Origin of the sequence: Spirillospora sp. NPDC046719, from assembly GCF_040645715.1 — a bacterium.
GTDB lineage: Bacteria > Actinomycetota > Actinomycetes > Streptosporangiales > Streptosporangiaceae > Spirillospora.
In genome coordinates, this window is record NZ_JBEYYT010000077.1 from 1 (window position 1) to 14,678 (window position 14,678).

11 protein-coding genes are annotated in these 14,678 nt (G+C 68.1%); 5 read left to right on the top strand and 6 right to left on the bottom strand.

The window, feature by feature from the left end; all coding sequences use genetic code 11:
* Positions 1 to 770: 770 nt before the first annotated feature.
* Both ABZ914_RS16050 and ABZ914_RS16055 read right to left on the bottom strand, forming a co-directional pair.
* Positions 771 to 2,102, bottom strand: a complete 1,332-nt coding sequence (locus ABZ914_RS16050; protein WP_500193657.1) for an MFS transporter — start codon at positions 2,100 to 2,102, stop codon at positions 771 to 773.
* Positions 2,099 to 2,638, bottom strand: a complete 540-nt coding sequence (locus tag ABZ914_RS16055; protein WP_500193658.1) for an ArsR/SmtB family transcription factor — start codon at positions 2,636 to 2,638, stop codon at positions 2,099 to 2,101. Before ABZ914_RS16055 ends, ABZ914_RS16050 begins: the two co-directional genes overlap by 4 nt.
* Before the next feature lie 267 nt (positions 2,639 to 2,905).
* Here ABZ914_RS16055 and ABZ914_RS16060 point away from each other — a divergent pair, with 267 nt between their 5' ends.
* Positions 2,906 to 4,378 carry a serine/threonine protein kinase gene (locus ABZ914_RS16060; RefSeq protein ID WP_500193659.1) on the top strand — a complete coding sequence of 491 codons (1,473 nt, stop codon included), beginning with the start codon at positions 2,906 to 2,908 and terminating at the stop codon, positions 4,376 to 4,378.
* Positions 4,379 to 4,494: 116 nt separating this feature from the next.
* Here ABZ914_RS16060 and ABZ914_RS16065 read toward each other — a convergent pair whose 3' ends face one another.
* Positions 4,495 to 6,165, bottom strand: coding sequence for a hypothetical protein (locus ABZ914_RS16065; RefSeq protein WP_500193660.1), 1,671 nt, complete (start codon positions 6,163 to 6,165; stop codon positions 4,495 to 4,497).
* A gap of 322 nt (positions 6,166 to 6,487) precedes the next feature.
* On the opposite strand from ABZ914_RS16065, the gene ABZ914_RS16070 reads away from it, so the two are divergent.
* Together ABZ914_RS16070 and ABZ914_RS16075 are read left to right on the top strand one after the other, a co-directional pair.
* Complete coding sequence (locus ABZ914_RS16070; RefSeq protein ID WP_500193661.1) at positions 6,488 to 7,555, top strand: glycosyltransferase; 1,068 nt, start codon at positions 6,488 to 6,490, stop codon at positions 7,553 to 7,555.
* 867 nt (positions 7,556 to 8,422) lie between these two features.
* Positions 8,423 to 8,791 carry a hypothetical protein gene (locus tag ABZ914_RS16075; RefSeq protein WP_500193662.1) on the top strand — a complete coding sequence of 123 codons (369 nt, stop codon included), beginning with the start codon at positions 8,423 to 8,425 and terminating at the stop codon, positions 8,789 to 8,791.
* Between the two features lie 211 nt (positions 8,792 to 9,002).
* Here the strand turns inward: ABZ914_RS16075 and ABZ914_RS16080 are convergent, their stop codons facing one another.
* Together ABZ914_RS16080 and ABZ914_RS16085 are read right to left on the bottom strand one after the other, a co-directional pair.
* Positions 9,003 to 9,146: a hypothetical protein gene (locus tag ABZ914_RS16080; protein WP_500193663.1), complete on the bottom strand. Its 144-nt coding sequence runs from the start codon at positions 9,144 to 9,146 to the stop codon at positions 9,003 to 9,005.
* Positions 9,147 to 9,412: 266 nt separating this feature from the next.
* Positions 9,413 to 9,556, bottom strand: coding sequence for a hypothetical protein (locus ABZ914_RS16085; RefSeq protein WP_500193664.1), 144 nt, complete (start codon positions 9,554 to 9,556; stop codon positions 9,413 to 9,415).
* A 180-nt stretch (positions 9,557 to 9,736) separates the two neighbouring features.
* Here ABZ914_RS16085 and ABZ914_RS16090 point away from each other — a divergent pair, with 180 nt between their 5' ends.
* Positions 9,737 to 10,699 carry a DUF8094 domain-containing protein gene (locus ABZ914_RS16090; protein WP_500193665.1) on the top strand — a complete coding sequence of 321 codons (963 nt, stop codon included), beginning with the start codon at positions 9,737 to 9,739 and terminating at the stop codon, positions 10,697 to 10,699.
* Positions 10,700 to 11,082: 383 nt separating this feature from the next.
* Complete coding sequence (locus tag ABZ914_RS16095; protein WP_500193666.1) at positions 11,083 to 12,555, top strand: hypothetical protein; 1,473 nt, start codon at positions 11,083 to 11,085, stop codon at positions 12,553 to 12,555.
* Between the two features lie 64 nt (positions 12,556 to 12,619).
* On the opposite strand, the gene ABZ914_RS16100 is transcribed toward ABZ914_RS16095, so the two are convergent.
* Positions 12,620 to 14,614, bottom strand: a complete 1,995-nt coding sequence (locus tag ABZ914_RS16100) for a WD40 repeat domain-containing serine/threonine protein kinase (protein WP_500193667.1) — start codon at positions 14,612 to 14,614, stop codon at positions 12,620 to 12,622.
* Positions 14,615 to 14,678 lie beyond the last annotated feature (64 nt).

Here is a 14,678-nt window from a genome sequence, read left to right on the forward strand (position 1 = left end):
TCGGCCAGCTGGGGCTGGCGAACATGCCCTTCTGCATGGGCTTGCCGCTGGCGGGGGCGCCGGCACCAAGGGCACCCCCAAGCCCCTCGGATGACCCGACCCACCAGGACGACCCCTAACTAGACGCCCCCCGGCTCCCCCCGACATCCCCCACACGACGAACCCCGCTCCCGTCCCCGGACGAGAGCGGGGTTCGTCGCGTCCAGGGACGGGAACGCAGGCGGCCACGCAACGCTCTGGTTGCCAGCGGACTGATGCGATGCTGCCGAGTGAGATGAGGTTGCCCGCCCTGTGAGTTGGGGCGATCCTGCTGCCCTCACCCGGCTCCGGGGAGGTAACAGACTCCGGCGCCAACGACCAGCGGAACGTCCATCGAGGCCCGTCCGAACGGGTACCGCGCTCTGCGATCAGCCGTGACCACTCGATGGAAGTCAGCTGGACATGTCCGCGGCCCGGCAGCCGTTCCGCCAGCGCGGTGACCTGCTGCTCTCCGATCGCTCGCAACCCGGCTAGCGGAGCGGGGGCGAGCGGGGCGTTGAGCACGGCATGCGCGGCGGCGCCGGTGGCCCGAGGGATGGCCCACTCGGTTCAAGTCCCGCAGGGTGCTGACGGGATACGCGGCCCATGCAGCGTCGGTGCGGCGCTGATCGGGTCCGGCTTCGCGGGGGCGGTAGCTCGACGTCGTGCGGGTCTGGGAGAGGGCTGCCAAGGTCTGCCCCACGGCACCGATGACGGTCGGCACCGTCCATGGTGCTTTGTGCTCGCGAGCTTCAGTGCGCCGTTGCTTCCGTGGGGTGCTGCGGTTCGGGTGCGCTTTCCTGAAGGGGGTCCTCGGGTTCCGGGTGGCCCGGTCCGTTGTTCGAGGCGGCGTTGCGTAGTGCCGTCTCGACTCGGCGGTTGCTGGTCATGGTGGCCGTGACGGCGGTCATGGCCAGCAGGAGGCCGGCGGCGGCGTAGAGCGGGGTGCGCAGGTCGTAGGTGGTGGCCAGCCAGCCGCCGAGGAAGGCGCCGAACGGGGCCGCGCACATGGCGAGCATGCGGGAGGTGGAGGCGACCCGGCCGATCAGGTGGGCCGGGACGATCACCTGCCTGAGCGACGGGCCGAGCACCATCGTGGCGCCCATTCCCGCCCCGCAGACGGCGAGCGCGAACCCGGCCGCGTACGGGTTCGGGGCGGCGGCGAGCCCCAGGATGGCCAGGCCCTCGACCGTGGCCGTGCAGGTCAGCGCGGTACCGGTGCCGAGCAGCCGGCCGAGGCGGGAGGCGATGCCCGCGCCGAGCAGGCCACCGGCGGCCTCCGCCGCGAGGAGCAGACCGAAACCGGAGGTCTCGATGCCGAGGCGCTCGTGGGCGAACAGAGCCAGGACGGTCTCCACGGCGAGGAAGGCGACGTTCCCGACCGCCGGACGCAGCGCGAGGCCGAGCAGCAGCCGATCACGGAAGACGTGGGCGGCCCCGGCCCGCGCTTGGCGGAGCAGTGACTCGCGAGCGCCTGCGGTAGGCCGCGGCACGGCGGGCAGCGACCGCACCAGGAGTGCGGAGAACGCGAAAGACACCGCGTCGGCGAGCAGGGGAACCGCCCGCCCGAGCGCGAGCAGCGCACTGCCTGCAGGTGGTCCGGCGAGGCCTGACGCGGCGGTCTGGGCGCCACGCAGGCGGGAGTTGGCACGTTCGAGGAGTGCGGGGTCGCGGCCGAGGAGGTCCGGCAGATAGGCCGTGGCGGCGGTGTCGAAGAAGAGCCCGCCGAGGGCGAGCAGGAAGGCGGCGGCCGACAGCAGCGGGATGCTCAGCATGTCGAGCGCGGCCGCGGCCGCCAAGACCGCGAGCAGCACCGCGCGCGCCGTGTCGGTGACCCACATCGTCCGGCGGCGGTCCCACCGGTCCACCAGCGCACCGCCGAGCACTCCGAACAGCAGCCACGGGAGCGTCCCGGCGGCCGTGACAACGGCCAGAGCCATCGGGTCCCGCGTCGTGGTCAACGCGATCAGTGGCAGCGCGGCGTGCGTCACCCCGTCACCGAGCGAGGACACCGTTTGCGCGGTCCAGAGCCGTCCGAACCCGGTCGGCGGCTTGGTCACGTCATCGGTCGGGTCCGGTGTCACTGGGCGTCCTCCTCGACCTGCCGGCGCTGAGCCGGCCTGAACAGTGCGAACACCAGCGACGCGTCGGGGAGCGATGGATCCGACAGCGCCCGGTACTCGTCCGCAAGGGCCTGCAGCCGCGCCCCGAGCTCGGTGAGCTGCTCATCGGTGAGCCGCAGATGCGCCATCCGCACGTGCCGCTCGCCATCGGTCGGCGACGCCTCCAGGTCCGCCACCGCATTGCGCAGCAGCACGTCCGGCTGCCCCGGACCGGGGTCGGGCAGCTCGATCGACCGCGCGGCCATCGCGTAGTACCGCTCGGTGACCCCTCTCACCTTCCGCGTCCGCACCACCTTCACCAGACCGGCCCGCTCCAGCAGCCGCACGTGATAGCTGGAACTCCCCTTCGCCAGGCCCACTCGCTGGGCGATCTGAGTGATCGTCGCCGGCTCGAAGCGGAGCACGGCCATGATCCGGTGACGCGTGAGGTTGGAGACGGCGCGCAACTGCTCCTCAGTGGTGACGTGGAACGTCTCAGGAAGATCATCGGTGGACACGCCCCCAATGGTCAACGACTCTTGACCATTGCGCAAGTGGATTCGTCCAACGGACCTCACCAGTTGCGCGTCGAGACGCCGGCGCTCGCGTCTGCCGCCTGGTAGGCACGGCGCGGTCGGTTGGGCTCGTGAAGGCGGGACGGATCGGGCGCCACGGAGGCCGGGGGCCGGGGGCCGGTGGTACTCCACGGACTTACATTCCTCTGTACCCTCCGTAGTCGCACAGTGACTCCTAGGATCGAGTCGATCGGAGCGTTTGGAGGATGCGTGCCCGAGCTGTCGCCGCTCTTGCCCACTGACCCCGAGAGCATCGGCCACTACAAGCTGGACGGCCGGATCGGGGCCGGCGGTCAGGGCACCGTCTACCTGGGCCGAGACGAGCGGGAGCGGCACACCGCCATCAAACTGCTGCACCCCCACCTGATCACCCACGAGCCGGCCCGGTCCCGTTTCCTGTCCGAGGTCGAGATCGCCAGACGGGTCGCCCCGTTCTGCACCGCCCAGGTACTCGGCAGCGGCGTGATCAACGACCAGCCCTACATCGTCAGCGAGTTCGTCGATGGCCCCTCCCTGCAAACCTCGGTCAGGCAGGACGGACCGCGCGATGGCGGCGCGCTGGAGCGGCTGGCGATCAACACCGTGACGGCGCTGGCGGCCATCCACGAAGGCGGCGTCGTCCACCGCGACTTCAAACCGGGCAACATCCTGCTCGGCCCCGACGGCCCCGTGGTGATCGATTTCGGCATCTCCCGCGCCCTGGACCTCAGCCAGTCGCTCACCAGCAGCCAGGTCGTCGGCACCCCGGGCTACATGGCCCCCGAGCACATCGACGGCCAGACCGCCGGCCCCGCAGCGGACATGTTCGCGTGGGCGGCCGCCATGGTCTTCGCCGCCACCGGCAAGAGAGCTTTCGGTGGAACCTCCGCCTCCGCCGTCGCCCTGGCGGTCCTGCACAGCGAACCCGACCTGGACGGCCTCAGAGGGGACCTCGCCGAAATCGTCCGCTCCTGCCTGGACAAAGATCCTGCCCGACGCCCCACCGCAGCCCAGGTGAGCGACCTCCTGCGCGCCCTCCGCACCACGCGAACCATTCCCCCTCCACGGCATGCGTCCACACCGTCACCTGTGTCCCGCGCTGCACCGGCAGCAGTCGCGCCATGCATCGCCGACCCAAAGCAGGAGCCCATACCCACTCACGCCAACCCTGCGGCCGGCGGCCGCAACCACCGCCGACTTCAAATCGCCGCCGCCGCGATAGCGCTCCTGGCCATTATCGCGTTCTCCTATCCCCTGGCCCGCAGACCAGGAAAGGACGAGATCTCACCCCCCTCACCGAACACTCCGTCCAGCAGCTTCAAGAACCCCACCCCGAGCGCGTCCCGAACGACGCCCCGGACAAAACCTGCATCCACCCCCGAACGAACAGCATCAGGTAAGCCGGACACTCCACGCCCGTCCAGTGAGCCCAAAAGGCGGAACAACCTCGGACCGCCCGCCACCAAAGAGAAGACCGCCTCACGACCAAGAACTCTCGGCACCCTCACCTCAGCGGACCAGAGCAATTACTGCAGCGCCCACGGCTATCCCTATTCAGTGGTTATCGGCGACCAGGTCGCCTGCTCTAGAGACCCGTATGGAAAGGATGGGGCAATAGCCGACACCACGACCGTCTGCCGCTCGAAGTACTCTGGCCGTTCGAACGTCCACGCAAACGGAAAGAACTGCATCTCAGACCCGTAGATCGGACCCGCGGACGTTGCCCTTACCGTAAAGCCGACTCAGGAAGCTCGCCAAGCAGCAGGCCACACGAGACGCCCTATAAGTGGCAGGGTGTCTGATCTGCTCTCGCGTCCAGGTCACCTCTCCGGGCGCCAGGCCACCCAGTCTCCAGCGTAGGTAGTGCGGATCGACACCGGGTGCCAGTTCGGCGGCGCGGCGGGCCAGCTGTTTTCCGGCCGTTGCAGCAGCGGAGCGTCCCACGGAACCACGACAAGCGTCGCGTCGCGAGGCAGCGTCTCGCGGCGGAAGCGGTCAAGCGGTTTCAGGCCGGTGCGGACTTGGAAGGATTGCGAGACCCAGATCCTCCAGGGCAGGCCGGAAAAGTCGAGCGCCACACGGTCGTGGGCCTGGAGTCCGGCCGGGGCAAGGCTCGTGGCGGACTCCAGCTCCCCCTCCCAATATCGGACGACTCGTTTGCTGACCACAGCCATGTCGGCCAACGCGAAAGCGATGAAGGCGGCGGCGACCAGAAGCGCTCCGGCCTGACGGTATCTCGCGATCAGGAGACCTGCCAGTGCCAGCAGAAACAGCGCTGCGCACGTGGCGGGCCACAATTTCAGTGCGTCCCAACTCCAGGTGAGGAAGGAGATTTCCGGGAACTCGAATACGGAGAAGAAGCTGCGGGAGAGCCGCTTGCCGGCGTACCACCACACGACGCCACCGCTTGCGAGCGTCAGGCACGTGGTGGCGAGGACGGCCCGGTCGGCCGCTTCTCTCGTGCTGCGTACCGCGAAAGCGGCACCGGCCATGAAGAGCACCGGAGCCAGGCAGCCGAGGTACCGGCCGTAGACGAAGTTCGCGACAGTACCCTCGTCGGGAACGGAAGCCGAACTGGCGATGGCGATGCCGGTCAGGGCGGCGATGGCGGCCCCTGAGGTGGCCCGGATCGGACGCGGCGTGACGCGCCGCACGGCCAGCGCCCCGACGACCACTAGGCCGGCACCGGCCACGCCGCACGTCGAGACGGTGAGGAACCAGACTTTCCCGGCGGCCAGGCTCAGCGTCCATGCCAGCCCGTCCAGGCTGGTCAGCCGATCAATGAGGAAGTCGCCCAGCGGCTTCACACCGTCCGCGTAGATCTTGGACTGCACCCAGTCATTCAGCGTCCACCCGGCGGCCGACCCGGCGACCAGCACGCCGACCGCGGCCGCGATGTCCCGCTTGTCCGCCCAGCGTCGCCAAAGGGCGATGACGAGAAGGCCCGCATGTACCACGGCGATGATCGATCCGCGGGAGTGCACGCAGTAGCAGTAGGCGGCCATCGCGCTTGCCGCCGCACCGTAGCCCCACCGCCCACTGGCGATCCACGTGTGGACGAGGAGGAGCCAGCCGAGCACGACCACAGGTAGTACGGCGTCGGCCATCGCGAACCGGCTGTAGTAGATGACCGAGGGCAGGGCCGCGGTCACGGTCGCGATGACGTACGCCTGAGTGCGCGACAGGTCCAGGCGGCGCAGGGAGAGGTAAGCCAGCACCAACAGCAATGCGCCGAACAGCGAATTGATGACGGTGACGAGACCGTAGACGGTCGCCGGATCGCCGCTCAACCAGAATGCGGGGGCGATGAGGAGCGGGTAGCCCGCCTGGTACAGCGGCCACCCGGACAGGTCGCCTGCCGCTCCTCCTGCCATCAGCCGTGCGGCCAGCAGATACCCTGTCTCATCTGGAATAAGAATGGGCGCTTTCTGGTGGACGGCGAACAACAGCCGGATGCCGACCTGAACAACGCAGCCACCGACGAGCAGCACGGGCCAGCGACGACTTCGACGTACCCCCAAGAGCGGCTCTGGCTCCATGCGCAGTCGAGAATCGATGGTTCCAGACGATCCCATGGCAACTCCCCGTGACTCCCCCGGATCATGGCGAACCGTAGCCAAGGACGAGGCAGGAATCGAGCCTCAGGGAATTTATGAATGTAATAGTTCAAGTCTCACGATTCCGGAACCTGCGCAAAAGTGACATGTGGTCCCTGTGCGGTGCTTGAAACGAGGCGTGTCCGGCGGACTCGCCGCACCAGCCGACCTACAATCAGACCTCATGTCGTCGAGGAGACAGACGATCTGCCTCACCATGATCGTCAAGAATGAAGCACACGTCATCGCCCGGTGCATCGCCTCGGTCAGACCTCTGATCACCTCGTGGTGCGTCGTCGACACCGGCTCCACCGATGGAACACAGAAAATCATATGTGAAGAGCTCGCCGACTTTCCCGGCGACCTCCACGAGAGGCCGTGGCGGGACTTCGGTCACAATCGAACGGAAATGATCGAACTCGCGCGCGGCAAAGCCGACTACGATCTGGTGATCGACGCGGACGACGTCTTGGTGGTCCCGAATTATTTCGTCATGCCGCGGCTCACCGCCGATTCGTACGAGATGCGAGTCGAGGACTGCGGGACTTCGTACTATCGCGTACATCTTTTCCGGGGCGACCTGGATTTTCACTACGTGGGCGTCCTCCATGAGGTCATCATGTCCGGGCCCGGACGTTCGCTCGCACGCATCGATGGGCTCACTTATCGCCGCATGTACGATGGCGCACGTTCCGCAGATCCCCTCAAATTCCGGAAAGACGCGGCGCTGCTTGAGAAAGCACTGAAGGCGGAGCCGGACAACACACGTTACGCCTTCTATCTCGCACAGAGCTGGCGCGATGCGGGCGAGTATGAAAAAGCGGCCGCCTCGTACGAACGGCGTGCAGGTATGGGCGGCTGGCCCGAGGAGGTCTGGTATTCGCTCTACGAACGCGCACGTCTCGCCGAGCGCATCGGCGAGGACGACGACGCCATCATCGCTCACTACGTGCGTGCCTTCGAGACCCGCCCGCAGAGGGCGGAGGCACCTTGCCACCTCGCACGCGCACTTCGCTTGCGCAACCGCCCAACGGCCGCGTATCCGTTCGCGCGTACGGCCAGCGACATCCCGCGGCCGAACGACATCCTGTTCCTCGACGATTCGGTCTACACGTGGCGTGCACTCGATGAGTTCGGGATCGCGGCATACCACGCAGGCCTCTATAGCGAAGCTCTTGCCGCGAACAAGCGACTCCTCTCCGGCGGCGCACTCCCTCGGAGCGAGCGAGCACGGATCCAGAAGAACCTCGATTTCTGCCGGAAGGCGCTGGGCCTAACAGCGTGACAGTCGACCCGGGTGCACCGGTGGCTTAGCCTTCCGGGTGAAGACGGTCTTGTGGCGATTCCTTCTTCTATCGGGGTTCCACGCCGCGTTTCCGAGTTCGGCGATTCGCCCCGCGCGTCTCCTGGAGCGGTACCTGTTGTATCCGAAAAGCCCCGTTGTCGCGTTCTAAAGCACTGAGGTCACTCCCAGTGTTGGCGCTCAAGATCGCAGAGCGTCACCCGAGCGTGGCGGTATCGGCCAAGTATGGCGCGGTATGGGTCGATCCATTGAACGACTCGTAGCATTTCTTGACATGCGGGGATTACTTTTGCCTTGATATAACAAGAACTGATCTTGGTTCTAGCGCCATTGACCGCAGGGTAGGTGGGGACTGCGCGACCACATCCGTCGACCACCTAGATCTGGACACCAGTCATGATTCACCCCAAGTTATCGAAATTTACGTGGCTTACGACCTCCCTCCTGCTTCCCACATCAGTGGCGGTCATTGCGATATCGGCATACACCCCTGCAGCCTCCGCATTCTCGAACGAGGCTCCTTGCCATGAGAGGGAGTGTCATGGCAGGCCAGGACCCACCGGCCCTACCGGGCCAACCGGCCCCACCGGGCCAACCGGTCCCACCGGAGTGGGCAGGACCGGTCCGACCGGCCCCACCGGACCGACTGGCCCGACCGGAGTAGGTACGACCGGCCCGACCGGTCCCACCGGACCGGCCGGCGTCGGAGCCACAGGACCCACGGGACCACAGGGCGCCCCCGGAGCGACCGGGCCGACCGGAGCCACCGGGCCGACCGGAGCCACCGGGCCGACGGGGCCGTCCAAGTGCCTCAGCACAGCGGCCGCCCAAGCCCAGACGAAGGCCGTCGTGGCCGTCCGCAATGGGAAGGTGTTCGGCCAAACGGTCAACGAGGCCACGACTCCGCCCACGCCTACGCCGCTGACCGACTTCACCTCGACATTCGGCGCCGTGACGGTGGATTGCGCCTCGGTGGCGATTCAGGGCGCCTCCAACGTGTTCGTCACCGTGCGTACAAGCACCGATCAACTCCTTGAGGTCGGATGCACGTTGAACAATTTCCCGACCAGCTGCGGCGGGACGGTGACCAACCTCGGGGTGATACCGATGTCGGCGCGCGCACCTGTCGCCGCCGGGCCTGGAATGTCCGGCCGCACGCAGCCGAAGGCGGCAGCCCGTTCGAAGGCGGCCGCAGCGAGCACTGATCAACCCAGATGATCGGTGGCCGAATAGGTGGGCACAGCGGCCGGCCGAATGAATGGTGGTCTCCGGGCATCCTTGAATGCCGTGGATGCCCGGACGCCCGCAACGATGACCGAAAGGCTACTTCCCCCTCATCGGCAGGAGGCCGGGTTTGAGACGTAGAACCGTCCCCCGAAATCGGGCCGCCGATCTACTCTTGAGGTGACCTCGGCGAGGTCTGCATGAGCTAGCGGTCTTCGAGATAGACAAGGACGAATGCGGCTTTGACGATGTCGCTCGAGCCGGCGGTGATGTGCTGGAGGGCGCACCAGCGTGTCGGGGACTGCGGCGAGGCCAGCGCGTCCCGGGCAATCAGGTCGGTCTTCGACAAGCCGCGCGCCTCGTCCTCACCCCATGCCCTGGGCGACGGCGTACCGGGACCATCCGCCTTCAAGGCCTCGCGATACGGAATAGGGATGGCAGCCGCAGAGGCATCAACCCCGACGGCGAGGGCGTCGTCGTTGTCCCACGGGCGACACAGCCCGTCCCTAGGCGATGCCGAGCGCGGCGCGGAGGTCACTGATCCCGGCTCGGCGCCGTCGCCGGTGTTGACCGCCTCGCTCCTCCGAGCCTTTTCGGGGCGATCGCTATCGGCGTCTAGGTGGACTCGTTGGAACCTTCGACACGGGAGCCGTCCACCAGACCGAACAGGGTGCGGCCCATCACGATCGCGCCGATCGCCTCCCACATCGACGCTTGCGAGCAATCGAGCGGTGAGGACGGGCAGTCGGCCGGCGTCATTCATGGCTTCGCGGACGATGAGGGGCCGGTTCGTGAGGGAGGCCACGACGCCTCACCGGTTGCGACCTGCTCCAACACGCGCACTGTCATCCCTGGAGGCCGGCGACCATGTGCGGCCCGGCAAGACGGGAGCACGAGGTGCCAGACGCGAAGCAGCCGCCGAGAGTTCGACTTCATGTCGTGCTGGGGGCCGCCGTCCTCGGAACGCTCGCCGCCGGGTGCGGCACCGGCGCGGCCGACGGGCACAAGCACACGACCGGTTCCCGGACCTCGCCGAGCCGGCCGCCCGCGGTCACGCCGGTTACCGAAGCTCAGGCCAAGGCCATTTTCGCCAACTACCAGAAGGTCAACAACCAGGCGAACGCGCGGGTCTCCGACGCGCTGCTGCGCTCCAACGAGACCGGCCCCATGCTCGAAGTCGACCTGGCGGGCAACAAGCGCATCCGGGCCAAGCAGGAAAAGAAGATTCCCGCCTTCTTCTACCGGGACGCCCAGTTCTTCATTCCGCACACCACGGGCCCCGCGTGGTTCGCCGTGACGGCGAAGTCGACCGATGGCGGGGAGACCGAGATGCTCGTGTTCCTGGACACCGGAGGCGGCTCGTACAAGGCGACCGCAGGCCCGTGGCTGGCGAAGGGCCAGAAGTTCCCGGTGATCGCCCGCAACGCCGACGGCTCGGCGACGGCCGTCACGACGGGAGCCGCCCTCGGTGTCGGCACCAAGATCTCCGACTACCTGAGCGCGGCGGCGCTCGGCAAGCGTCCCGCCTCCGGGGTCGCCCCGGGACCGCTCACCTCGCAGCTCGGCAAGAGCTGGGCCAAGTCGGTGAACAGAACCAACGGCGGACACCGGTGGTCGGGAGGCACGAGCTGGAAGGCCCGGCCCCAACCGGTCTACGCGCTCAAAACGGCCGACGGTGGAGCTCTGGTCGTCAGCGTCTCCATCCAGTCAGAGACCTACACGGCGATACGCCCCGATGTCTGGTTCCGACCCGATCAGGTCTTCTTCGGACTGGGCCCCAAGCGCTACTACACGCGCTTCTCAGGCGACCGCCTCTGGGAGTTCGCCACCCACGTCCCGCCCACCGGCCCGGCGGCCGTCCTCGCCAGTGCCACCCATTCGATATCGGCGACAGGTAGCTGACCGGCGGCGCGTCCGGCCGCTCCGCGCACTACAAAACGTGTCGCGTTTCCCCAAATCACTTGAATGCCGCCTGTGAAAACGCGACGCGCGCCGCCGTCATTCGGCCGGGGGGTGTCTCCCAGCGGGCTCGCCGGTGTTGACCGCCTCGGTTTTCAGGACGTCGGCGACGGCGGCCGCATCCGTTCGGCCACGCACGGCAAGCGGACGGCTCCCGATTAAGAGCCGGTGATCGAATGTGATCATTGGAACTCCTCGACCGGGCAACCGGCCGAGGATCTTGGGCGTCCCCTCCTCGCCGGTCATTTCTTGATCGCTTCGGGGAGAGGTACCTTCCGTGCACCGTAAGTCATCCTTCCTGGTCGCCGCCGTGCTGGTGACATCGGGTGGTCGTGCTCACCCTCACGGCGAAGTCCGCGAGCGGCGTCACCGACGTCACGGCGAGCCTGCACTATCCGACCACCGCGGGCGCGACGTACGGCACCGTCCGGTTCACGCGGGTCGCCGGGACCGATCATGACGGCACGTGGCAGGCCGAGTACCCCACCGACATCGTGCGGCATCCGCGCGCCAACTACGTGAACGCGCAGGTCAAGACGGCGGACGGGGCGACCGCGAGCACGTGGGCCAATTTCAACGATTGCTACGAGACGAGCATCACCGGCCTCGTCACCGAACCGTCGGTCATCGACGCGGACCACTCGGACGTCACCGTCCACGGTCGCCTCATGGTGCGGAAGTCGCGTGAGGCCACCCCCGAACCGGTGCCCGACGCCCATATCAACGGCGACGGCGGTGCTTTCACCACGCAGGCGGGCCCGGACGGATCCTTCACGTTCACGTCGCAAGGCCGATTCCCGGTGACCGCTTCTTACGCGGCGGACGGGCCCAACTGCGCGGCCGGCCAGGTGACCGGCGTCACCGTCGCGAAGCAGGCGACGGAGCTGTCCGCGCGACTGAAGACGCCGCAACCCGTGGCGACCGGCACCGACGTGACGGTCCAGGGGAAACTGCTGAGGCACGGCGCGGCGGGCCTGGTGCCCGCGCCGGGTGTGCAGCTCACGGCGGTCGTCGGTTCGGGCACCACCGTGGAGAACATCCCTCTGGGGCCGACGGCGGCAGACGGCACGTTCACCTCACACTTCGCGGCCGACGGGACGGGGCCGCTCACGGTCGTCGCGAGCGGCGATCCCTTCCTTGAGGACGCCCGGGCCGCGGCGGGCACGCTGGACGTCCGGCGTGCCACCGTCATCAACGACCTGAAGCTGACGCCGAACCCCGGTCGTTACGGTCAGGCGCTCTCCATCAGCGGGAGGCTGGGCGCCCTTCCGAACGCGCTGGCGATCGAGGACGCACCGCTCGTCGCGGAGTTCTCCGCGAACGGAAGGACGGGGTGGGCTGCGGCAGGAAGCGGCAAGACGACGTCCAATGGACTGTTCCGCCTGACCGCCGGAGCGGCCAGGCAAGACGGGTACTGGCGGGTCCGGTACGCGGGCAGCTCCGCCTACATGGCGCTCTCCAGCAACCCGGTCTATGTCGACGTGCGGTACGGGACGTCCATCGCCGGCTTCAATGCTTCTCCGGAGCCGGTGGCGAAGGGGAAGACCATCACGGTCAAGGGGCAGTTGTTCCGGTACATGGACAAGAAGCTGCCGGGGCCGGGCGCGTCCGTTTACCTGTACTTCCAATCGAAGGGCTCCAGCACCTGGACGCAGGTGGCCGTGGTGAAGACCGCGAGCAGCGGATGGTTCAGCAAGACGTTCAAGGCGTCCAAGGACGGCACCTGGATGGCCGTCTACAAGGGCAGCTCCGCCTACCTCGCCTCCAACAAGCCCACCGACTACGTAGACGTGCGCTGAGCGGCGGCCCGTGACTCGGACTAAGGGGTTGGCGGAAGGACGCCACAGGTTCGCGCGATGAGAATCACCCGACCTTCCAGAGCCGCACTTTCTTGGCGGCAGGACAGCTGCTGGCCAGTGTCTTGCCGTCGGGGCTGAACGCAACCGAGACAACGTCGCCATCTTCGTGACCGAGCGTGGCGGTATTGTGTCGGGTCGCAACGTCCCATAGCCGCACGGTTCTTTGGTTGCCGCCGACACCGGTGGCCAAAGTACGGCCGTCGGGGCTGGACGCCACCGAGTCGATGTTCTCGGGCTTTCTGTGATGGCTGGTGAGTGTGGCGGTGTTGTGTCCGGTCGCCGCGTCCCACAGGCGCACGATCCCCTTGTCGTCACCGGTGGCCAGGGTGCGGCCGTCCGGACTGAACGCCACCGAGCTGACGCCGCTTCCGTGCTCGAGTGCGGCGGTGCTGCGCCGGGTCGCCATGTCCCACAGCTGCACGGTCCCCTTGGAGCTGCCGCTGGCCAGGGTCCGGCCGTCGGGACTGAACGCCACCGAGTGGACGTAGTCGACGCTGCCGGGGTCGCTGGTGAGGGTGGCGGTGGTTCGTCCGGTCGCCACGTCCCACAGCCGCACGGTCTCCTCGGTGCCGCCGGTGGCCAGGGTCTTGCCGTCAGGACTGAACGCCACCGAGCTCGCGTCGCTTTTGTCGCCGAGGGTGGCGGTGTTGCGCCTGGCCGCCACGTCCCACAGTCGCACGGTGCGGTCGGCGCTGCCGCTGGCCAGGCTCCTGCCGTCGGGGCTGAACGCCAGCGCGCCGACGATGTCGGTATGGCCGGTGAGGGTCGCGGTGTTGTGTCGGGTCGCCACATCCCACAGCCGCAGGGGCCCATCGGTGCTGCCGGTGGCCAGGGTGCGGCCGTCGGGGCTGAACACCACCGGGAAGCTGTCGCTGTCGATGGTGGCGATGGGGTGATCGGTTTCGAGCCAGCGGATCACCGGATAGGACACGGCGGCGAGGCCGGCCGTGCCGAGCGCGCCGAGAATCAAGGCGCGCCGCGGAAGGGTGCCGCGTGCGGGCGCGGGTGTCCGTGCGGGGTCGACCGGCCCGGCACCGCCGTCCTCGGTCTCCGTGCGGGTGGCGGTGGCCGTCGGAACCGTCGGCGGGTGCCGAAGCGCCGGCCGGGAGGAGGCCGGCCTTTCCGCGGTGACCGGTCGGTCGGACGGTGACGTCACCGTCCGTGCGTCGGCAGCCGGAACGGTAGCGGTCGGGTCGGTCGCGTGAGTGCCGAGCCGGTCGAGGATCTCTTTGGCTCCGGGGCGGTCGGCGGGCGATTTGGCCAGGCACGCGCCGATCAGCTCGCGCAGGTCGCCGGGGATTCCGTCCAGGCCGGGTTCCTCGTTGATGATGCGGTACACGATCGCGGGAATGGTCGGGGCGTCGAACGGCCCCCGCCCGGTGGCGGCGTAGATCAGCACGCACCCCAGTGAGAACACGTCGCCGGCCGGCCCGGCCCGCTCTCCCCGCACCTGTTCGGGCGACATGTAGGCGAACGTGCCGATGACCACGCCGGCCGACGTCAGGGAGCCGGCGTCGGCCGGGCGGGCGATGCCGAAGTCGATGATCCGCGGCCCGTCCTCAGCCATGATCACATTGCCCGGCTTCAGGTCCCGGTGCACCACCCCGCAGGCGTGGATCGCGGCCAGCCCCTCGGCCAGCCCTGCTCCCAGCTCGCGCACCGCCCCCGCCTCCAGCGGGCCCTGGCGGCTGACGACCTGGTGCAGGGACGGACCGGGGATGAACGCGGTCACCAGCCACGGCGACTCGGCATCGGGGTCGGCATCGACCACCGGCGCGGTATGGAACCCGCCCACCCGCTGCGCGGCCTGCACCTCCCGGGCGAACCGCGCCCGGAACCGCGGACTGGAAACGTGCTCGGCCCGGATCACCTTCACCGCGACCTTCCGGCCGCCGGGGGAGACCCCCAGGTAGACCTGCCCCATCCCGCCGGCGCCCAGCCGGCCGGTCAGCCGGTACGGCCCGACCCGGCGCGGATCACCCGGCTGCAGCGGATCCATCGGCGCACCTCTGATCAGAAGAACAAGCGTGTCTGTCACCTGTGATCATTTCAGGAAACAGTCC